Here is a 21402-nt window from a genome sequence, read left to right on the forward strand (position 1 = left end):
CCCTCAGGCGTATGTGCAGACTTGGTCAAAGGCGAATCGCGGCAATTTTTGAAACAACGCTGTTTCATCCGCGTAGCCAATGTTGCAAAGAAAGTTGGATTTCAGAGTTGTGCCTGCGAAGAATTCTTCGTCGACGATCTTGTTGGAAAAGCCCGACATGGCACCGACATCCAACCCGACCGCGCGAGCGGCGATCATGAAGTAGGCACCTTGCAGCGTGGCATTTCGGTCGGCCGTGTCCTCTACATAATCCGGCTTGCCATCAAACAGGTGGCGGCGGTCCTCATGTGGGAACAGAAACGGCAGTTCTTTCCAGAAATCCATGTCTTGCGCAATGATGGCAGTGACTGGCGCGCCCATCATCTTGGGCACGTTTTGTGGTTTTAGCGACTTGGCGAGTCGCGCTTTGCCCTCAGGCGTTTTCACAAACACAAACCGCGCCGGCAATGTGTTCATGCTGGTCGCGCCGTTGATGGTGATGTCGTAGATCTCTTCGAGCAAACCATCCGGAATGGGTTTGTCCGTCCAAGCGTAATGCGAGCGCGCCTGACGCAAAATCAGATCGATCGCATCGCCGGACAGTCGTCCGATACGACCACGCAGGTCGCGATGCTCTTGCTGAGCTTGGGCGCGCAACGCGTCCAGTTTTGCACCTGTTGGGGCATTCATTCTGCAGCAGCCTTTTCATCGATGATGGGGCTTGCACAAATGCCAATGCCTTCGATTTCAATCTCGACGGTCTCACCTGGTTTGAGCCAGCGTGGGTTGGGCTTTTTCGCATGTCCAACGCCAGGAGGGGTCCCCAGGGCAATCAAATCGCCGGGCTCAAGTGTGGTGTATTCCGAAATTGTCGCAATCACTTTGCGCGCATCCCAAATCATATTGGCGGTGTTGGAGCTTTGCAAAATCTCGGAGCCAACGCGGCTCTCGATCTTGAGACCGGCCGCGCCTTCGGGAACTTCATCAGGTGTGACTGTGAACGGGCCAATGGCGCCGGTGTCGTCAAAGTTCTTCCCCGGTGTCCATTGATGGGTTTTGCGCTGGTAGTTGCGCACCGATCCGTCGTTGAACACTGTGTAGCCAAAGACGTGATCAAGCGCGTCGGCTTCGGAGATGTGTCGCCCACCTTTACCGACGATCAGCATCAGTTCGGCTTCATAATCGAGTTGTTCGGAACAAGACGGGCGCACCATCGGCTTACCTGCAGCCATGATCGAATTTTTGCCGCGCATGAACAGAGCGGGATATTCTGGAATATCGTAGCCGCCCTCTTTGATGTGGTCAGTATAGTTCAGCCCCATGCAGATAATCGTACCAGGCGCCGCGACGGGCAAAGCCGGCGTGATCGAATCAACGGCGACCTTAGGCGCGGCTGCGATTTTCTCTGAAAGTGAGTCGGCAAGGCCCGGCTGTGAGATCACACCCATCAGGTCCGCACCCACAGAACTGTCCAAAGCCGTTAAATTAACGGCATTCTCTCCGTCTACAGCAAAAACAGAAGTGCCTTCTGTCGTCTCGCCCACCAGGTATTTCATTGTCGTCATCCTCGTCTGTTCTCTTGATTTCTGACGACTATTTTGTCATATGTCAAATAATATCGATATTTTTGGAGAGGCAAAATGGTTGCTTGGGCGGACTACAAATCAGAAGCAAAGAGCCGGGGCGCTTTGGCATTGGAGCTGTTCGTTGCGCACAGTACTCCGGCAAAATCACCGGAAGATGTGAAGGCATCGCTTGCAAACCACCTTGCTTATCAAGCGGATCTGGAACGTGCGGGACAACTGGCCTTTGCAGGCCCGATGTCGGATGAAACCGGAGAGCATATGCAGGGGGTCGGCCTGATCATCTATCGCGCCGACAGTTTGGAGGCCGCGCGGCAGTTGGCCGAAAATGACCCTATGCACAAAAGTGGCGCGCGCAGTTTCGTGCTGCGTCGCTGGCTGATAAACGAAGGCTCTCTTAACTTGTCGGTCGGGCTCTCGACCGGCGGGAGCACACTAAGTTAAAGGGTCTTGCACGCGATAAGCAGCAATTCGGGGACAATGCGATTATGAACGTTATGCCTGACAGAGACAGCAAAGAAACCTCAGCCACTCACGGGGCGTATCTGAAGCTGCGCGAGCTGATACTCACGGGTGAGTTGCCGCCGGGCGACAAGCTTAAGATCGAGCAGCTGCGCAAGCTTTTGGAGACCGGAGCGAGCCCTGTTCGTGAAGCGCTCAGTCTGCTGACATCTGACATGTTGGTGGAACGGATTGATCAGCGTGGCTTTCGCGCAGCACCTGTCGGCAAAGCCAACTTCGAAGAGATCCTGATGTTGCGCTGCACGCTTGAAGAAACGGCCTTGCGCGCATCAATCCGCAATGCCGATGCCGAATGGGAAGACCGCTTGGTGCTGCGCCATCACCACATGCAGCGCGCAGGCCTGCGCAAGGCGCCGGATTTTGAAGACGCGCACAAGGCCTTTCACATGGCGCTTTTGGACAATGCTCATCTGCCAATGCTCGAGCGCTACTGTTCGCAGCTTTATGACCTCAACATCCGCTACCGCTATCTGGCTGCGGGTGGCCCAAGCTATAAGAAACGTGACATCGCCGCTGAGCACCAGAATATTTTAGATGCGGCGCTCAATCGCGATGCGGATGCCGCAACGGCCCACCTCATCGACCATTACCGCAGCACCGGTGAATACCTCAGCAGTCAAATGGACGGCTAACATGCAACGAAACTGGTTTTTAGGCGATCTACTGTCACAATTGTTCGACCGCCGCGGTCAGATGCACGGCAAAGACGACGCCCGCTCCATTACCGAACTTTGTGAGGCACTGCTGTCCGCCGAGGGCGAAGTGTCCGGATTTCAATTGGCGTCCACCGTTTTGGATCGCTACCGCGCCCTAAGCGAAGACGACAAAGTCGCGTTTTTCAAATACCTGAACGACGCATTGGACATCGACGCCAATCAGGTTTCCGATCTTGCGTCTCAATACGCCAAAGAACACAACATCGATGCGTTCAAGGCGTTGAGCGCCGCTGCAGAGCCGCGCCGGCAGGAATTGTTGCGTCGCCTGAACCAACCAACCGGCGCAACCCAAGATTTGGTCGCGATGCGTGTGGATCTCTTGCGTATTCTAAAAACGCATCCCGATCTGCGGCGCACGGATCTTGATTTTGTGCATTTGCTGCGCAGTTGGTTTAACCGCGGCTTTCTGGTGTTGAAGCAAATCAGTTGGGACACACCCGCCCGAATTCTGGACAAGGTTGTGGCCTATGAAGCGGTCCACCAAATCAGCGACTTGGAAGATTTGCGTCGCAGGCTTTATCCGCCGGACCGCAGATGCTTTGCCTTCTTTCATCCCTCAATGCCGGATGAGCCGCTTATTTTTGTCGAAGTTGCCCTCACCGCCACCGTCCCCGGTTCGATCGATGAAGTGTTGTCCGAACAGCGCGACCCGCTTGACGCAGATCGGGCGGAAGTGGCCGTGTTCTATTCGATTTCGAACTGCCAAAAGGGACTTGCAGGGATCAGCTTTGGCAATTTCCTGATCAAGCAGGTGGTCAGCGAACTGGCGTTGGATCTTTCAGGTATCCAGACCTATGTGACCTTGTCGCCCATCCCCGGTTTGAACCGTTGGCTGGAAACCCAAAGGGATGACGAGGCCCACGGGCATATTGCAGAGGCCATCCTTGCAGGGACGGCCCGACCGGAAGATCAGCGCGCAATGACGGCGCGGTATCTGCTGACAGCCAAACGCAAAGACGGGGTGCCAATCGACCCTGTTGCCCGGTTTCATCTTGGAAACGGCGCCGAAGTACACGACATCCACGCGGGCGCCGACACCTCTGCCAACGGCATGGCGCAATCAAGCGGCGCGATGGTCAACTACCTTTACGATTTGAAAGTCACTGAACAAAACCACGAAGAATTCGCAACACACGCCACCATTGCCGCATCCCGTTCCGTGCAATCTCTGGCCAGTGCCGCGTTCGTCTCAAAAACCAAGGAAGCAACCGCATGACCAACACCCTATATGATGCATTGTTCGCACCACATGTTGGAAACCTCGCGCCGTTTCTTCACTGCGATGACGGCACAACGCTGAGCTATGACGCGTTTCTCAAACGGGCCGCGCAATTGGCCCACACCTTGTCTGATGCTGGCGTTCGATCCGGTGACCGCATCCTTGTGCAGGCGCCAAAACTCAGCGACACAATTGCGCTTTATGCGGCCGCCGTGCAGGCAGGCGCGGTCTACCTGCCATTGAATACGGCCTATACGCAGGCCGAATTGGAATACTTCATTGAAGACGCGGACCCCAGTTTGATTGTGTGCGATAGCAAAGACGAAGCGACCGTCGGCGCACTGGCAAAATCGCGCGGCACGCCTGTTTTGACTTTGGGCGGCGATGTCGGCAGCCTGAGCCGCACAGCTGATGACAAGCCGACCAGCTTTACAGCCGTTGAACGGGGACCGGATGATCTGGCGGCCTTGCTTTATACGTCGGGCACAACAGGCCGCTCCAAAGGTGCAATGCTCAGCCATAAGAACCTTCTGTCCAATGCCGTTTCGCTGACAGAATTGTGGGAGATCACCAGCAACGATCGGCTTGTTCACGCTTTGCCCATTTTTCACACGCACGGATTGTTCGTTGCAATGAACACCTCGCTGCTGGCAGGGGCAGAAGTGCGGCTGTGCGCGGCCTTTGATATCGACACCATCTTGGGCGAAGTTGCTCACTCTACACTCCTGATGGGCGTGCCGACGTTTTACACCCGACTTTTGGCCGATGCGCGATTCACAAAAGACTGCGTTCAGAACATGCGCCTCTTTGTGTCTGGCTCCGCGCCCCTATTGGCCGAAACCCATCGTGATTTTGAAGAGCGCACGGGTCATCGCATCCTTGAGCGCTACGGCATGACCGAGACCAACATGATCACCTCCAACCCTCTGAATGGCGCGCGCATTGCCGGCACCGTTGGCTATCCGCTGGCTGGCACAGAGGTGAAGATTACGGATCCGGACACGGGCGCGACCCAGCCGTTTGGAGAGATCGGCATGATTGAAGTGCGCGGGGATAATGTTTTCCAAGGCTATTGGAACATGCCGGAAAAGACCGCCGAAGAACTGCGGGCGAGTGGGTTTTTCCTGACCGGCGATCTGGGTGTACAAAGCGAGGATGGGCGGATTTCGATCGTCGGTCGCTCCAAAGACCTGATCATTTCAGGTGGCTACAACATCTACCCCAAAGAGATCGAGGATGTTCTCAACGACATGCCGGAAGTCAACGAAAGCGCAGTTTTTGGCGTCCCGAACCCGGACTTTGGCGAGAGCGTTATTGCCGCGATCGTTGCGGAGCAAGGTGGAACGCTCACGATTGAAGCCATGAAAGACCGCGTGCAAACACAATTGGCCCGATTCAAGCACCCGCGCGAATACCTGCTGCTCGAGGCGTTGCCCCGAAACACGATGGGCAAAGTGCAAAAGAACGTTTTGAGAGAGACTTACGGGTCCTAGCCCGCCCATTCCTGAATTTGCGCCTCATTGGCAATCGGCAAGCCCAGTGCCACCTCGAGCGAAGTGGCTCGGGAAAGGCAAGGTTCGCGTTGTTTTCGGAGAGTATGCGGCTTGTTGTCACAGATTTTTTTGCCGCTCCGGACTTAGGGCCCGGATTGCGATAAAAATTCAGCGCTTCAACCTTCGATCACGCCTGTCTGGGTGGATGTTTCATGTGCCATTACGCGTCTGAGGCCAAGCATTCTCTCGACAGAAAACGCTCAAATATCCTGCGACTATAACTACATGCAATGCTTCCGTTGTTCTGCTAGGATGCTGCCTGAGTATTGTATTGATTTTGGTTTTTGATTGGTTATTAGTTCGCTCAAGTGAGCTATGTTCCAGGTGTTTAGGGTGACTGTAATGTCTATTGATCCTCGTTTTCGAAACATCGTTTTTGGCGGCTCTTCCCCGCAAGATTACTTAAAAGACTACGCCGAATCGCTGAGCAACGGATTACGCTCGGTGGACGGTGACGCGCTCGCATCTGCAATCGCCGCGATCCAGACATGCGCCGAAAATGGCGGGACCCTTTATTTGGCTGGCAACGGCGGGTCTGCTGCAATTTGTGATCATTTGGTGTGCGACTTTGTCAAAGGCACCTACCACGAAGATCACCCGACGGTCCTGGCGGTTTCGATGACGGAAAACGTCGCGCTTTACACCGCTGTCGCGAACGATTTTGGCTTTGAAGGTGTGTTCGCTTTTCAGGTGAAGGCCCGTATGAAGCCGCAGGATGTGCTGCTGGCGGTGTCCTCTTCGGGGACCTCCAAGAACATTGTGCAAGCGATAGCTGCTGCCAAGGAAATCGGCGCGACGACGATTGGTCTGTCCGGGTTCAGCGGCGGTGGTCTCAAAACCGACAGTGACATTTCATTGCATGTCCCATTTGACAACTATGGCGTTGTTGAAGACGCGCACTCTGCGTTGCTGCATGTGATGGTGCAGCAAATTTCCAACGCCCGGGACGGGCGAGACTAAATCGGGGCTTGGGGGCCACGGTCAATGCACACAATTGAGAAACATTCTATCGCCGTAGCTCTTTTGCTCGGCGGCAAAGGCACGCGTCTTGGTCTGGACGGAATTCCTAAGCCGATGGTTGAAGTGCTTGGCACGCCGCTGCTGGAACACCACGTGGTGCAATTGCGCGATCAGGGGTTCACCAATCTCGTTTTCCTGACGGGTTATCAAAGCAACGTCATCGAGGCCCATTTTGGCGATGGGTCCAAATGGGGCGTGCAGATCAGCTATAGCGTCGAAGAAGAGCCTTTGGGCACGGCACGGGCAACGTGTGCTGCGCTTCCGATGTTGGGCAATGAATTTGTGCTGCTTTATGGTGATGTGGTTTGCGATGTGGATATCGCGCGTTTTGTAGAGCAGTCGCGTGAAAATGGCGGTCACGGCACGCTTGTTGTGCATCCCAATGATCACCCCCATGACAGTGATTTGGTGGTCACTGACCCTGACAGCCCACGCATTGCTGCTTTCCTTAACAAACCGCATGCCGAAGATCTGCGCACACGCAATCTCGTTAATGCAGGGCTGTATTATCTGAAACCGGACGTCTTTGAGGCCATCCCTGAAGGCGAAGAGCTGTTTGACTGGGGCCGCGACGTGTTTCCCAAGGCAGTCGCGGATGGCTACGAACTTTATGCTTACCGGTCAGCGGAATACATGAAGGACATTGGCACGCCTGCGCGCCTGCAAAAGGCGCAGCGCCACATCCTAAGCGGCAGCGTGGCGGCGCGGTCCATGCGTAATCCGCAGCGGGCCGTGTTTCTGGATCGTGACGGTGTGATCAACCGTGAAATCAACGGCGTTCACAAGCCGGATGATATGCAGGTTCTGCCCGCGGTTGGCAGCACGATTGCCAGCATCAACCAATCGCCCTTTTTGACGATTGGCATCACCAATCAACCGGACCTCGCCAAAGGGTTCTTCGGATTTGAAGACCTTGACGCTGTACACGCCGAGATGGACCGCCAATTGGTCGAGGATCATGCGTTTTTGGATGATTTGCTGTTTTGCCCACATCATCCTGAGACCGGATTTGACGGAGAAGTGGCCGCGCTCAAGCGGGTTTGCACTTGCCGCAAGCCGGCGCCGGGAATGCTGCTAAAAGCGGCGCAGCGCTACAATATTGATCTTTCTCGGTCTTATATGGTCGGTGATCGGCTGAGCGACCTTGTGGCGGCGGAGGCTGCGGGTGCAATACCAGTGCTTGTGCACCGAAATGGCGAGAAGGATTTACCGAAGGATGCGCGCGATGCGCATCCTGCCAAGTATGTGGCAATTGACCTCGCTTCGGCGTGGGAGTGGATTAAAGAGGATATGAGTGAATGATTGTTGTACGCACGCCATTTCGGATCAGCTTTGTCGGCGGCGGGACCGATCTTCCCTATTTCTTTGAGAAATTCGGCGGGTGCGTTTTGTCGATGGCCTTCAAGAAATACTCCTATCTGTCCCTCCACAAGGGCTTCCACGACCGCCAATCCGACATCAAGTATTCCCGCACCGAGACGGTGAAATCGATCGACGAGATCCAGCACCCGATCATCCGCGAGGTGTTTGGCATGTATGATATCAACGGTGTGGATTTCGCCAGCGCCGCCGATATCCCGGCGGGCACCGGCTTGGCCTCCTCGTCTGCGTTTACCTGCGGATTGCTGCGCTTGTGCGACACCTATACCGGTCGTACCCGCTCGCAGCTCGACATTGCCGAAGCCGCCTGTGACGTGGAAATCAATCGGCTGGGCGAACCCATTGGCAAGCAGGACCAATATGGGTGCGCGCTTCCGGGTTTGAAAAAGATCGAATTTGCCACCGATGGCAAGGTCACAGCTTCGCCGGTTCTGTTGGACGACAAAGCCGGATCGCGGTTACAGGACAGCCTGTTGATGGTCTATTGCGGCGGCAGCCGGTCAGCGTCCAAAATGCTGACTGAGCAGCAAAAACACGTCACAAGCTCTGAGCAGTTGAATGCGAACTTGCAGGAAATGGCGCAGCAAGCGCGCGATCTGACCGAATGCATTGCAACCGACCCGGATGTGCTGGGTGATTACCTGCGTGATGGTTGGGAGCGTAAAAAGCGCCTGTCTCCGCACGTGTCCAACCCCGAAATTGATGCGCTTTATGACCGGGCCTTGGCGGCCGGTGCGCGGGGCGGCAAATTGCTGGGCGCTGGCGGTGCGGGCTTCCTTTTGCTACACGCACCCGGTAACCGGGATGCGGTGCGCGACGCTCTCGCCGGTGAAAAAGTTGATACAGTACAGATGGATATGGCCGGTACTACGGTGATTTATAACGATCAGGACACTTTGGACGCAGCATGAGTTCACAAATAGTCATCTTGGGGTATCACCGCAGCGGCACCTCGGCTTTGTCTCAGAACTGTCAGGCGGCAGGCCTGTTTCTTGGTGATACGTTGTTGGGCGCCAAGCCTTCCAACCCCTTTGGCCACTTTGAGGACAAGAACTTTTTCCAAGTCAACGAGGCCATTCTCCAGACAAACCTTGCGCGGTGGGACATGCCCCATGACTTGGTGCCGGTGATCCGCCCCGAGATACGGCAAGTCGCGATGGAATTGGTGTCGCGCCGCAACGCACAGTATGATCTGTGGGGCTTCAAAGACCCCCGCACCTGTATCTTGCTGGACTTCTGGCACTCACTGCTGCCGGACCCAAAATATCTGGTGTGTTTGCGCCACTATACCACCTGTGTGGATTCCATCGTGCGACGCCACGTGTTGGATATCTATTCCCGCCAGCAACTGGGCCTTGACCAAAGCGTTGAGCAGTATTCGCTGGACTATAATGGTGTCTGCGCCAACTGGTGCGTCTACATGGCCAATCTTCTGACCTTTCTGGAAACCCGCGATGCCGACAGAATGGTGGTGCGGATCGACAAAATGCCCAAGGAAATCTCGATCATTGGGGAAATGAACGACGCGTTCGGGGTCGGTCTGGACCCAATTCCGCTCAGCCAGACTTTCAGGCCCGAGGTCTTTCAGGGCAAAGAAATTGACGATCTGCCGCTTGATCCGGCCGTAAAAGAAACCGCCGATAAATTGTGGGCCCGTCTGGACACCCACATTTCGCTGCAATAACCGACAAAGGTCCTGTGATGACAAAACCCGAAGACGCCGATCCAAAGCCGGGCAAAATGGTCCAGGCAGAAGTTGTCACCCTTCCGGTGTTTCCAGCAGTGGACCCGGTAAGCCGCCTTCAAGCGGTTGCCCTTGCAGGTAAGTTGCCGGTCAAACTCCAGTTCAAAGAAGTGAACAAGACGGGCACACGAGACAACAAGCCCTTTGAATTGCCATTGGCCGATTTGATCGAAGGGCTCAAAATCAAGATGTTCAACGAGAGCATTCCGGATCAATCGGTATACGACCTTTTGTTTGAAGACCGCCTACAGGAGCATCTGTCAAAACAACTTCTCAGCGGTGCCAAACTTGAGGAGTTGACCCAGGCGCTCAAAGTCAAAGCCTTTGAAGATGGCCTCGAAGATCAGACGACATTCGATTTGCTGTTTGATGAACAGGCCCAAAAAGGTTTGGCGGGAAAAAACCTCGGGCCAAGCGAACTTGAAGAGCTTATCGAAGCTATCAAGATCAAGATGTTTGACGATGGTGTTGCGGATCAGGACGTCTTTGACACGTTGTTTGAGGACAGATTGCAGCCGCATCTGTCAAACAAGTATTTTCAGGACATGAAATTTGATGACGTTCTCGAGATGCTCAAAATTAAAATGTTTGACGAGAAAGTTGGCGATGAAGAGGTGTTCACCCGCCTGTTCGAAGGCCGGCTCTCGACAAGCTGGGCGGGCAAGAAATTAACGTCGGCAAAGTCGATTGCGCGTGCCGTGGCCCGCAAGAACCGCAACTAGACGGAGCGCCTTATGTCCTGTGTGTTCATCGGTCCAGATGCAGTTGTCCGCAAGCTGACCCAACCCAACGTCAGCCCGGTTGATTGGAAGGACCCCGCCTCGTTCCAAAAATCGTTGCGGTTTGCGACCCGATTGGTTGTGGCTGGGCTGCGCGGCTTGTCGGATCGTGATTTTCTGGCGATCAACCAGCTCCCGACGGTCTTTGTTCTGACCTCCGGTGTCGATCTGACACACCTGATTATGCACATTCAGCACGGTCGCCTGTGCCTGACGCCGTGGGATCGGATTGTCTGTCTGGGTGACGTGGATCCGCATTTTTTTCGCGCCCCGTGGATCGGGTTCTTTAACGGTGGGCTGACGCTCGAACCGTCGTTGTTTGCGGCACTGAAAGAAACCCCATGGGGATCGCTGCCGGCACCTGCGGGCTTTGACAAGATTGCCAAACCGACGCTGATAAAATTTGCGATCAAGATGCGCGCCGTCAACACCTTTCCGTTTTCACCTGTGGTGGCAGGGTCCAAGAGCGCACTCGGTCTGATCGATTGTTGTTTTGATGTGACGGATGCAGTGGTTTCAGGCGCCGAGATGATGCCGCCCGATGCCCTGATTGCCGCCCCCGAAGAGATTGAAGCCACGCTAAGTGCCCATCCGCAGGCCACGCTTTTGGTGTGTCCGGCCATCGTGAATGGTGACATCCCGATGGAGCTGATCCATCGTCGCGTGGCTTTGGCGGCTCGCCGGCCTGTGAACCTTTTGAATGTGAATGCCATCGGCACCCTTCCGGATCAGTCTGTACTGGCCGGGCTGACCTATGAGCTTGGATGACCGTTATGAAGTGCTTTATCGTTTGCAATATGTTTCCGGCGCTGGTGTCAAATGTGGTGCGCGCGCCGGGATTGCGTGCAGAGCAACTTGCTTTTCAGGCGCGGCCACATTTTGATCAGGTTCAATATCTTATGCTGCGGTCACGCTACGACCTGTTGTGTCGTGGACCGCAAGTCACAAGCAACCTGACGGCGCATCGCGATTTTCTGGTGATTGATGATGCTCGGGTGAAGGATTTCCTCAACCGGCAGCCGCCTTCGGTTTTTGTGTTCAGTCAGCCAGAGATGGCCGGCATGCTGTCCCCGGCGATCAAACGCCACACCGTTGTTTATGATATCCTCGCGCCAAAAGAGCTGGAGCTGCGCAGCGGCAAGGCCGACGCCACCCAGATTGCCACCGCCAAGCGCCGCCATCAGACGTTCCTGAAATTTGCAGACAGGGTTCTGGTGAACGGTGAAAAAAACCGGTTGTTGTTTGAAAGTGATCTGGCTGACCAAAAAGATGTGGTGACAAACGCTTTCTGCCCGCTGACACCGCCCTCTGATAGCCCCGAGCCGCCAAAGCGCGACCATATCCTGTTTTTCTCCAGCGCGCAGAAATGGACACAAAACACTCCGTTTCTGGATGCTATGGCAGAGCTGATGGAAACCAAAAGTGATGTCAAAGCGGTGCTGATGTCTCCGCTCAAACACCACGAAGATCCGGAAAGCCTGGCGATTTCGCAACTGATCCAGATACCCAATGTGCGGCGGATCAAATCCTTGTCCTATCCGGCTCATGTGTCGCTTTTGGAGCGCTGCGCCGGGGTCATGGATTGGTCGATCGTTAATGATGAAAGGGTCAATTCGACGTCGACCCGCCTAATACAGGCGGTTGGCAGCGGCGCAGCGATTTTTGGCAACGCCGGCACGGGCCTTGATGCGTTTTGGGGGGGGTATCCGGGGGCCACGTCACAGGATGCGCCGAACGCGGCAAAGCTGGAGGCCTTTATCGACGACGCGCTAGCGGGTACATTTGCCCCTGATCTGGAGCGCGCTGGCAATTGGAATCGCCAACTTCTTGAGAACCCATCTGTGTTTGGAGGTCTGTAGTAATGATGAGAATGGTATTTTTTGTGCCCACGGATAAACCCGTTGGAGGCATTGCAAAAGTGTTGGACTATGCGGTGCATGCCGCACGGCAAAATCTGGAAGTTGTGTTTTGCTGCAATGACTTTCACTTTGAAAACTTATCCAGTGCGCTGTTTAAAAAGCCCTACTTCCAGCAATATGGCGGCACTATCCGGATTTGCGACAGCGCGACGTTGGACCCTAAAGACACCGACATTTTGTTCTTCACTCTGCCTTCCAGTCACGAACGCCTAAGCACGCTGTATGCCGCTGCCGGGTGTCGCAATATGCCGTATATCCACTTGCTGCAAAACGTGCGCCTGTCCAACACCGCGTTTGACAACGGCTATTCCTATCGCCTGTTGCCCAAACCTTTGCACCGGATTTGCATCACGCAGGAAGTGGTCAACTCCGTAGCGCCCTTTGTCGATCACCCTGACGACATGGAGCTGATCCCGCACGGATTTGATTTTGCGGCCTTCGATTCTGCGCCTCAACAAGACGACCCGATCATGATCAATTTTAACACGTTCAAAGGCGACTTGGGCCGCGAAATTGTTCGTCCCTTCAACCAAGATCCGCGTGTGGAAAAGGTTCGGGTGTCGTCGACCGGCATCAGCTGGAAAAAACTGCAAAACAACTACAAGAAGTCCAGCCTGTTCCTAGGAACACCGTTGCCGGAAGAAGGTCTGTATCTTCCGGGACTTGAAGCAATGGCCGCTGGTCAGCTCGTCATAACACCAGACGCTTTCGGCAACCGGTTCTACTGCGATTTTTCAGAGAACTGCGCGTTGGTCCCCTGGGGGGACGTCGACGCGTATCGAACGCAAATCGAGTGGGCGATCGAAAATTGGACCGGCGCGGCCTTTGAGATGCGCAAAAAGGCCCATGCAAAGGCTGCAGGGCTGGGGCTTGAAACAGAATGCAGCCGTTTCGCAGACAGCCTCAAGGCGCGCTATGCCGATAGAGGTATGGCTCTTGAATGCGCATGATGTCACCTTATAAGGGTCTGGTAAATCTCGATTTCTGCACTACAGTGAGCCCACCATGGCACCCAAAAGACATCTCTTTTTGCATTGCGGCTATCCGCGCACAGGTACGACGAGCTTTCAAAGCATTCTCGACCTGAACCGCAATGGGCTTGCGAGCAACGGCTACTGCGTGCCGCCCACGGTAGGGAACCGGCACCGCCATCTACAGGCCGGTGTGCAACTCTCGTTGACCGCCAATGTGCAGAAGCTGATCCAACTGCCCGAAGGCTGTGAGCCCGAAGCACATTTGGACAATTGGCTGACCGGCATTGTGGCTGATGCGCCGGATTTTGAGCGCTTCATCATGTCCGAAGAGACACTCGCGAAGGGCGACTTCGGCAAGATTGCAGGGTTTGAAGCCCAACTCAGAAAGCACTTTGACGAAATAACCATCCTGATCTGTTTCCGCCCGCACGGCTCCTACCTGCGCAGCGACTTTTCCAATCGGGTTCGCGCCGGATATTTTTCCAAAGCATTCAGAGCCTATGCCACCGCTCAAACCGAGCAACCGTTCATGTCTTATTGTGACGTTTTGTCGAGGTTCATGGAGGTCTTTGGCGCCGATAACGTCAAGGCGGTCGCCTACAACCCCAAAGGCGACGATAGCTCTCACAGTCAGCTTTTCGCGGCGATGGGTCTCGATTTAACCCGACTGAGGCAACCGCCAAGCGCGCTCAACAGGTCGCTTAGCCCGCAAACTATCGATCTCAAGCGCCGTATGAACCGCCGGTTGGAGATCAGCTTGAAGGAAATGGGTCTGCAAGCGCCGGGCGTTTTCCATGATGCGTTGATGGCCAACATCGAGGATGCGATGCGGCACACGCGCCAGATCGGGACAGATGTCGACGAACAACCGTTTGATGTGCCTTCCCGCCTTAACGTTCAGTGGGATGCCGATTGGGACCGCCTGACCGGCCCCGAGTTCTCGACGCAGTTCAAGATTTAGAAAACTGACGATCCGCGCCATTTCCTTAAACGGCGTCGGGTAGGATCCGGACTTCAGGGTTTGGTTTTGTGGGTGCGCATGCACCTTTTGGCCGGCGCCCCGGTTGCAGTTGGCAAGGCTGCGCGGGATATTGTACTTTTGGGATGATATTCGTGAAACCGCACGAGGCTACCCCGGACAGAACGGCCTTTGGCGCCGTTGATCTTGAAGCACCATTGGAGACCCCAGCATGAGTCTTTTGAACCGCCGTCGTTTCCTTGCGATCTCCGCTTGTGCTGTTTCAAGCGTCGCAGGCCCGTCAAGTGCAGCCCCGGCAGAATGGCGCGGCATCGCGCTTGGCGCGCAATCCAGCCTCAAGATTTCCGGACTGTCACAAGCCGAGGCCGAAGGGGTTTTTGCCGAGATCAAAGCGGAGCTGGATCGGCTGGAGAAGATATTCTCGCTATATCACGACAGTGAGCTGACTCGTCTCAACCGCGAGGGCACGCTAGCTGCGCCTGCGCCAGAGTTGCTGGAGGTTCTCGGTCTGGCGGATCAACTGCATCGCGCCAGCGACGGGGCGTTTGATCCAACGGTACAGGTGCTTTGGAATGCCCATGCCACAGGAGGCGATCTGACCAAGGCAGCGGCGTTGGTGCGCTGGTCAGATGTCAGCTTTGACACCCAAGCCGTGACGTTTGCGCGGCCCGGAATGGCATTGACGCTCAATGGCATTGCTCAAGGCGCGATTACCGATTGCATCGCGGCGCTTCTGGTCGCGCGTGGCCTGCGCAACGTGTTGATCGATATGGGGGAAATTGTAGCCCTTGGCGAACGTGAAACAGGCGCACCATGGCGTGTCGGCGTGATCACACCGGACGGTACTTTGGTGCGTAAACTGACGCTCAAAGACCGCGCTTTGGCCACCTCGGCACCCGACGGATTCCGCCTGCCCGATGGAGCGTCCCACATTCTGAACCCTCAAGGCGGCGCGCCGGTGCAGGCATTGGCCAGCATCGCGGCACCTTCCGCGGCACTGGCGGATGGCCTATCCACCGCGGCCTGCCTTATGACTCCTGAAAAGACCGAAAAGATGGTCGAACAATTCGCGGGGGCCGAGGTTGTCTCGACCATTTGACACGTGAACGCGCTGCGCGGGGTGCGTGGCCCGACTGAACGATGATTATTGAATGGCACGTCGCTCGCTCTGGCGCCGATGGTGCCAGATCAGGATGCCTGACAGGGTGATCAGGCCCGCGCCCATCGCCGTTGGCAGGTCGGGCGCATCGCCAAATACAACCGCGCTCATGATCGCCATATAGATCAGATAGCTGTAGGAAAACGGCATCAGAAAATGTGCTTCGGCCATTTTATGTGCCCGGATCAGCATCTCGTGCCCCGCCCAGGCAAAGGTACCGATGGCCCCCATCAGCAGCCACTCACGTGGTGTGTCGGGTGTGGTCCAGACCGCCATCGCCAGCGGGGCCAATACGACCGTGCCAACCAACCCCAACGCCAATTGCATAATTGCGGGCGACACATCCGCCGCCAGCTTGCGCGTCAGAATCGAATAAAACGCCATCCCCAAGGCGGGGATCAACATCATAGCCGCAGCCCATTCCATCTGCGCATCAAACGGGCGGATCACCACCAGAACGCCTGCAAAACCGATACCGACAAAGCCCCATTGTCGCGCACCGATGTGTTCGCCTAGCAAGGGGCCAGACAGCAGGCAGACAAATATCGGGGCTGAAAACATGATCGCCGAGGTCACGGTCAGGGACAGGAAGCGCAGCGCGAAAAAATTAACCATTGTCGCCCCGACAAGGATCATCGCGCGCAAAAACAGCACTCCCCAGATCCGGCGTGGCAGGCGCAGCGATGCCCGCTCGCCTCGGGCCACGGTCACACAGGTGATCGCGCATTGCACCGCATAACGCATAAAGGCCAATTGCAAAGCGCCAAAACCTGCGGCCAACAGCCACTTTGTCGAGGTGTCTGTCAGAGTAAACAAGGCATTGGCCGCCAGCATTAAGCCCACGGCGAAGGTGGCCACACTCGGGCCACCCGCGCCTTGGGGCGTGTTAGCCATTTTTGAATTGCGCCACGTAGTGTTCCAGCACTTCGGGCACAAGATTTTCGCCCATGCCCGCATCCACCGCGCCTTGCAGCGCATCCAACGTGTTGCCGCCCATCAGCGTCTCAAGGCCCGCGTCTTTGGTCATCTGCACATAGTAGCCCACGTCTTTGGTCGCGTTCTTGATCGAGAACTGCATCTTGGAGGCATCGCCCTTAAGCGCATAACCGGCGATGAAATCCATCATCATCGAATGCAGCGGGCCAGAGGACACAACGTTGTAAAGGTCCTGACGTTCGATGCCCATTTTATCGGCCATCGCAAAGCCTTCGGTCAGGCCGTTGACCATGCATTGCGCAAAGAAGTTGTTGATCAGTTTGGTGGCATGGCCCGCGCCAAGTGGCCCAAGGTGGAAAACGTTCTCTCCCAGATCGTCGAGCACCGGTTTGACCTTATCAAACGCGGCCTTGTCGCCTGCGCCCATGATGTTGAGCAGTCCGTCAATCGCCTGTTGTGGCGTACGGCCCAGCGGTGCGTCCAGATAGGCGCTGCCGGCAGCGGCAGTTTCCGCGCCAAGCGCTTGGGTGGAAGCGGGCAGGGAGGTGCCAAAGTCGATAACCGTGCCGCCCGGTTTCAGGCCCGCCAGGATGCCATCCGGCCCGCGCATCAGGCTTTCGACTTGCGCGCTGGTGGCCACGCACAGCATGACAATGTCGCTGGCTTCCGCAACTTCGCGGGCGTTGGAGACCTCGGTTGCACCTGCGGCGACGACCTCGTCCACCAGAGGGCGCGACCGGTTCGCGGTTACGGTGACGTTGTAGCCAGTGTTGAGTAGGCGTTTCACCATTGCGCTGCCCATTAGGCCAATGCCGATATATCCGATGTTGGGTTTGCTCATGTCTCGGTTCCTTTTCTTCTGGTGCGGTCGGGGCGGCTTGCCGCGACCTGAATGGGAGTGTCTGTCGCGGCTTACATCACCGCGCCGATTTGCCAGGGGACGAATTCATAATCGCCTAGTCCCTGCGCCTCGGATTTGCTTTCGGTGCCGCTGGCGACGGCGAGGATCATCTCGTAAATCTCACGTCCTTTGTCCGTCAGACTGGTGTCTCCTGTCAGGATTGTGCCCGCGTCCACGTCCATGTCTTCGGACATCTTGCTGGCGAGTTCGCTGTTGGTCGCGATCTTGATCGTCGGAGCAGGTTTGGAGCCGAAGGCGGACCCACGTCCGGTTGTGAAGCACACGATATTGCATCCGCTGGCGATCTGCCCTGTGACAGACGCCGGATCATAGCCTGGACTGTCCATAAACATCAGCCCCGCCTCGCGGATGGGTTCGGCGTATTTCAGCACACCATTGAGCGGCGAGGTGCCCGCTTTGGCCACGGCGCCCAAAGATTTCTCCAAAATGGTCGTCAGCCCGCCCGCCTTGTTGCCCGGCGATGGGTTGTTGTTGATCGAGCCGCGGTTTCGCTCGGTGTAGTCCTCCCACCAGTGGATAAGGCCGATCAGCTTTTCACCGGTGGCTTGGTCTTTCGCCCGCTCAGTCAACAAATGCTCGGCGCCATAAACCTCTGGCGTTTCCGCCAAGACCGTCGTGCCGCCTTGAGCGACCAGCAGATCGCTGGCGTGCCCCAAGGCAGGGTTCGCCGTGATGCCCGACCACGCGTCCGAGCCGCCACATTGCAGCGCCACTTTCAACTCCGAGGCCGGACAAGGTTCGCGTCGCGCCTCGTTGGCCAGCGGCAACATTGCGCGCACCTTGGCTATTCCGGCCTCCACCGTTTTGCGCAGCCCAGCCACGTTCTGGATGTTCATCGTCTGAAACAGCGGGCCGTGTTTCAGCCCGTAAGCCTCCAACAACCAGTCAATCTGGTTCATCTCGCAGCCCAACCCCACCATCAGCACACCGCCATGGTTGGGGTGGCGCGCATAGCCCCACATTACGCGTTGCAGGGCTTCAAATCCGTCGCCAGAGTCGGCCATGCCGCACCCTGTGCCATGCACATAGGCCACGACGCCGTCCACGTTGGGGTAGGCCGCCATTTCCTCGGGCCCAAACGCCGCCGCGATCATCCGCGCGGCCGTGGCTGAACAGTTCACCGAGGTGACGACCGCGATATAGTTGCGCGTTCCTACGCTGCCATTTTCGCGGCGATAGCCCATAAAGCGGTCGATGTTCGATGCCGACGCTGGCGGGTGAAGGTTGGTTGAAAAGCGATAGTCGCCCGCAACCCCGCGAAAGGCCACGTTGTCGGTGTGAACATGTGCACCCACCTCAATCGCCTCGGTCGCGTAGCCGATCGTTTGGCCGTATTTGCGCACCGCCGCGCCATTGGCTGTGGCTACCACGCAGACCTTGTGCCCGCGCGGGATCGCCGCAGAGACCGTCACGCCATCCACCACCGCGCCGACTTCCAGACGGGTGGTGGCGACGGCGACGGTATCGCTGTCAGCGAATTTCACAAGCGACATGTCGGACCTTTCTCAGAGCAAGACAGTGACGATATTGGGCCAGATCAACAGCACTGCCAAGGCCGTCATCTGAATTCCGATGAATGGCAAGAAGCCTTTGAAAATATCGGTCAAAGAGATATGCGCCGGGGCCACGGATTTCAGATAGAACGCCGCCGGTCCAAAGGGGGGCGACAGGAAGCTGACTTGCATGTTCATACAGAACAGGACCCCGAACCAAATCGAAACGTGATGCGGTGCCAGCTGGCCGATAAACCCGATTTCCTCAATCGGCAGTCGTTTCACAATCGGCAGGAAGACCGGAATGATCAGCAAAACAATGCCCACCCAATCCATAAACGCGCCCATAAACAGCAGGATCACCATCATCGTCAGCAGGACCAGCATCGTCGGCATCTCGCTGCCCACAATCAGGTTGGCGATATAGTTCGGCCCACCCGCAAGCGTATACGCCCCCGCCAGTGCCGCCGCACCAACCGTGACCCAGATGATCGTACCGGTTGAGCGCAACGTGCGCATCAGGCTGTCCCAGATCAGCGCCACCGACGCTTCGCCGCGCGCCACTGCGATGATGAACACGGCCAATGCGCCCATGCCAGCGGCCTCGGTGATGCCGGTGATGCCGCCATAGATCGAGCCAAGCACAACGCCGATCACGGTGAACGGCGGCACAAGGCCTTTGCCATGCTCCCAGCCGGCTTTGGTGCGTTCGCGGCCAAAGACAAGGAACGCCATCACCGCCGCGCCGGCCACAAAGATCGCCAAAGGCATCAGGTGATACCCCATGCCAAGTGTGATCGGATCGGCAATAAGATCAGGATCTGCGTTGATGCCAGTCAAGGTGAAATAGAGTGCCCGGAGAAACAGGAGCGAGCCAAAGCCCATGCCCATAACACACAGAAACGCGCCAAACATGCCGAGTTTCTGCACGCCCGTCGGATCACCCGGTTGTGGGTCCGGCAGCGGTGCGTCCTCGGGGCGGATCTGCGTACGGATCACGATGTACAGAATGATGAAACTCGCCAGCATGAACCCCGGCACAAAGGCACCGGTAAACAGCGCCTTGATCGAGGTTTCTGTAATCAGACCATAGATGATCAGAACAATCGACGGCGGGATCATTGTGCCCAAAGACCCTGATGCACAGATCGTACCAATTGCGAGGTTCTGGTTATAGCCAAGCCGCAGCATCTGGGGCAGGGCGATTAGGCCCAGCAGAACCACTTCGCCACCAATGATGCCCGACATCGCCGCCATGATCACCGCCATCAGCGAGGTCACAATCGCCACGCCACCGCGCACACGGCTGAGCCAGAAATCAAGTGAGGTGTACATCTGTTTGGCGATGCCAGAGCGCTCCAGCAAAGCCGCCATAAAGATAAACAGCGGCACGGATATCAGCACGTATTCCGTCAACAGATCGAATATCTTCTGCGTTAGAATATATAGCGCACCGGTGCCCGGTCGGCTGGTCAACATGCCCTCGCCAAAGGTCCACGGCTGCAACAAAAGCGTGGGTTCAAATTTCATCACCAGCACAACAAGTGCCAGCACAGCAGAGGCAAAGCCAAGCGGCATGCCAATGGCCAAAAGGATGATCAGGCCAAAGACCAGAACAAGTGAAATTGTGCCAATATCCATTAGTCTGATCCAACGCTTTTCTTGAGAATTTCCAGCTCTTCCTGGTCAATGTCGTCCGCGGCCGTGTGCACCTCGGGTTCCAAATTCCAGTCCGAGATCACGTTGATCACCGCCTGCACTGCGATCAGCGCCACGATGATCAAAATCATCGGCTGCACGGTTGCGGGAATGGGGGGATCAAAGGCTGTGCCGAACATCTCCCACTTGTAGAATTTGGTGATGAAGACCTGTTTGTAGCTTCCAAAGATCAGGAAGCCTGCGAAGACCACAATCAACGCAGCCCCCATCACGTCGAAACACCGCTGCGCCCAACGAGGCACAACGTCATAGAGCAGAAAAATACGGATGTGACAGCGTTGCTGCATCGCATAAAGGCCTGAGAACAGGAACACATATCCCGCAAACCAAAGTGTCAGCTCGTTGGCCCACAGCGTGGGCGCCTCAATGGCGTAACGCAGGAACACTTCATAGAGCATTACCAGCGTCATCGAGATGATCAGGATCATCGTGATGCGTCCGACAAACAGCGCGGTGCGGTCAATCGGGCGCCAGTTCTGAAACTCCATGGGTGCGACGCGTATAGTGCGCGTGCCAATGACAAAGATGATGGGCAGCAAAATCAACGCCAGCCAGTCCAGAATGTCGGCATACCCGCCAAACAGACCGGGCATATCCGGCGTGACGTCCTTGCGATAATGCAGCTGGCTCATTTGCTCCACGAGGCTGTCGCTCGCGGGTGGGATGAAACTCAGGATGTAGGCGGGTGTGTGCCACACCGCCCAACCCGCACAGACGAGGAACGCAAATGGCACAAGCCATTCAATCAGCGCCCCCGTTGATACGATCGGTGATCTCTCTGTTGTGTCGGTCACGACGCCCTCCCC

21 protein-coding genes are annotated in these 21402 nt (G+C 56.3%); 14 read left to right on the forward strand and 7 right to left on the reverse strand.

Translation table 11 applies throughout. The features are described from left to right. Nucleotides 1-3 precede the first annotated feature (3 nt). Complete coding sequence (locus tag PG871_RS03240; protein WP_270725890.1) at nucleotides 4-669, reverse strand: malonic semialdehyde reductase; 666 nt, start codon at nucleotides 667-669, stop codon at nucleotides 4-6. After that, the gene (locus tag PG871_RS03245; protein ID WP_270725892.1) at nucleotides 666-1535 is read right to left on the reverse strand and encodes a fumarylacetoacetate hydrolase family protein; all 870 of its coding nucleotides are present in this window, start codon (nucleotides 1533-1535) and stop codon (nucleotides 666-668) included. Before PG871_RS03245 ends, PG871_RS03240 begins: the two co-directional genes overlap by 4 nt. A gap of 84 nt (nucleotides 1536-1619) precedes the next feature. Between PG871_RS03245 and PG871_RS03250 the strand changes: the two genes are divergently transcribed. From PG871_RS03250 to PG871_RS03315, 14 genes are all read left to right on the forward strand, one after another. Next, the gene (locus PG871_RS03250) at nucleotides 1620-2006 is read left to right on the forward strand and encodes a YciI family protein (RefSeq protein ID WP_270725894.1); all 387 of its coding nucleotides are present in this window, start codon (nucleotides 1620-1622) and stop codon (nucleotides 2004-2006) included. Nucleotides 2007-2059: 53 nt separating this feature from the next. Then, nucleotides 2060-2716, forward strand: coding sequence for a GntR family transcriptional regulator (locus tag PG871_RS03255; protein WP_270725896.1), 657 nt, complete (start codon nucleotides 2060-2062; stop codon nucleotides 2714-2716). A 1-nt stretch (nucleotide 2717) separates the two neighbouring features. Then, nucleotides 2718-4016: a malonyl-CoA decarboxylase gene (locus PG871_RS03260; RefSeq protein ID WP_270725898.1), complete on the forward strand. Its 1299-nt coding sequence runs from the start codon at nucleotides 2718-2720 to the stop codon at nucleotides 4014-4016. Beyond that, nucleotides 4013-5512 carry a malonate--CoA ligase gene (locus PG871_RS03265; protein WP_270725901.1) on the forward strand — a complete coding sequence of 500 codons (1500 nt, stop codon included), beginning with the start codon at nucleotides 4013-4015 and terminating at the stop codon, nucleotides 5510-5512. Before PG871_RS03260 ends, PG871_RS03265 begins: the two co-directional genes overlap by 4 nt. 402 nt (nucleotides 5513-5914) lie before the next feature. Beyond that, nucleotides 5915-6532, forward strand: a complete 618-nt coding sequence (locus PG871_RS03270) for a D-sedoheptulose-7-phosphate isomerase (RefSeq protein WP_270725903.1) — start codon at nucleotides 5915-5917, stop codon at nucleotides 6530-6532. Nucleotides 6533-6556: 24 nt separating this feature from the next. Beyond that, entirely contained in the window at nucleotides 6557-7894 is a 1338-nt protein-coding gene (locus PG871_RS03275) for an HAD-IIIA family hydrolase (protein ID WP_270725905.1), read from the forward strand. Beyond that, nucleotides 7891-8883: a GHMP family kinase ATP-binding protein gene (locus PG871_RS03280; RefSeq protein WP_270725906.1), complete on the forward strand. Its 993-nt coding sequence runs from the start codon at nucleotides 7891-7893 to the stop codon at nucleotides 8881-8883. The genes PG871_RS03275 and PG871_RS03280 overlap by 4 nt, the downstream gene beginning before the upstream one ends. Continuing rightward, a complete protein-coding gene (locus PG871_RS03285) occupies nucleotides 8880-9656 on the forward strand; it encodes a sulfotransferase (RefSeq protein ID WP_270725911.1) in 777 nt (258 codons plus the stop codon). Before PG871_RS03280 ends, PG871_RS03285 begins: the two co-directional genes overlap by 4 nt. Before the next feature lie 17 nt (nucleotides 9657-9673). After that, the gene (locus PG871_RS03290; RefSeq protein WP_270725914.1) at nucleotides 9674-10438 is read left to right on the forward strand and encodes a hypothetical protein; all 765 of its coding nucleotides are present in this window, start codon (nucleotides 9674-9676) and stop codon (nucleotides 10436-10438) included. Between the two features lie 12 nt (nucleotides 10439-10450). Next, entirely contained in the window at nucleotides 10451-11263 is an 813-nt protein-coding gene (locus tag PG871_RS03295; RefSeq protein ID WP_270725916.1) for a hypothetical protein, read from the forward strand. Beyond that, on the forward strand, nucleotides 11260-12354 hold the full coding sequence (locus PG871_RS03300; RefSeq protein ID WP_270725919.1) for a hypothetical protein: 1095 nt from the start codon (nucleotides 11260-11262) through the stop codon (nucleotides 12352-12354). Before PG871_RS03295 ends, PG871_RS03300 begins: the two co-directional genes overlap by 4 nt. Before the next feature lie 2 nt (nucleotides 12355-12356). Beyond that, nucleotides 12357-13364 carry a hypothetical protein gene (locus tag PG871_RS03305; RefSeq protein ID WP_270725922.1) on the forward strand — a complete coding sequence of 336 codons (1008 nt, stop codon included), beginning with the start codon at nucleotides 12357-12359 and terminating at the stop codon, nucleotides 13362-13364. Between the two features lie 55 nt (nucleotides 13365-13419). Then, nucleotides 13420-14349, forward strand: coding sequence for a hypothetical protein (locus PG871_RS03310; RefSeq protein WP_270725924.1), 930 nt, complete (start codon nucleotides 13420-13422; stop codon nucleotides 14347-14349). 229 nt (nucleotides 14350-14578) lie between these two features. Next, the gene (locus tag PG871_RS03315; protein ID WP_270725927.1) at nucleotides 14579-15466 is read left to right on the forward strand and encodes an FAD:protein FMN transferase; all 888 of its coding nucleotides are present in this window, start codon (nucleotides 14579-14581) and stop codon (nucleotides 15464-15466) included. Between the two features lie 45 nt (nucleotides 15467-15511). Here PG871_RS03315 and PG871_RS03320 read toward each other — a convergent pair whose 3' ends face one another. From PG871_RS03320 to PG871_RS03340, 5 genes are read right to left on the reverse strand one after another with little or no spacing between them, the layout of a single operon-like run. Continuing rightward, nucleotides 15512-16420, reverse strand: a complete 909-nt coding sequence (locus PG871_RS03320) for a DMT family transporter (protein WP_270725930.1) — start codon at nucleotides 16418-16420, stop codon at nucleotides 15512-15514. Beyond that, the gene (locus tag PG871_RS03325; RefSeq protein ID WP_333559661.1) at nucleotides 16413-17408 is read right to left on the reverse strand and encodes an NAD(P)-dependent oxidoreductase; all 996 of its coding nucleotides are present in this window, start codon (nucleotides 17406-17408) and stop codon (nucleotides 16413-16415) included. Before PG871_RS03325 ends, PG871_RS03320 begins: the two co-directional genes overlap by 8 nt. Beyond that, nucleotides 17375-18877, reverse strand: a complete 1503-nt coding sequence (locus tag PG871_RS03330) for a UxaA family hydrolase (protein ID WP_270725932.1) — start codon at nucleotides 18875-18877, stop codon at nucleotides 17375-17377. Before PG871_RS03330 ends, PG871_RS03325 begins: the two co-directional genes overlap by 34 nt. Before the next feature lie 12 nt (nucleotides 18878-18889). After that, a complete protein-coding gene (locus PG871_RS03335) occupies nucleotides 18890-20518 on the reverse strand; it encodes a TRAP transporter large permease (RefSeq protein WP_270725934.1) in 1629 nt (542 codons plus the stop codon). After that, complete coding sequence (locus tag PG871_RS03340) at nucleotides 20518-21390, reverse strand: TRAP transporter small permease subunit (RefSeq protein ID WP_270725935.1); 873 nt, start codon at nucleotides 21388-21390, stop codon at nucleotides 20518-20520. Before PG871_RS03340 ends, PG871_RS03335 begins: the two co-directional genes overlap by 1 nt. Between the last annotated feature and the right edge of the window lie 12 nt (nucleotides 21391-21402).

Source organism: Shimia sp. Alg240-R146 (assembly GCF_947331465.1).
Classification (GTDB): Bacteria; Pseudomonadota; Alphaproteobacteria; order Rhodobacterales; family Rhodobacteraceae; genus Shimia.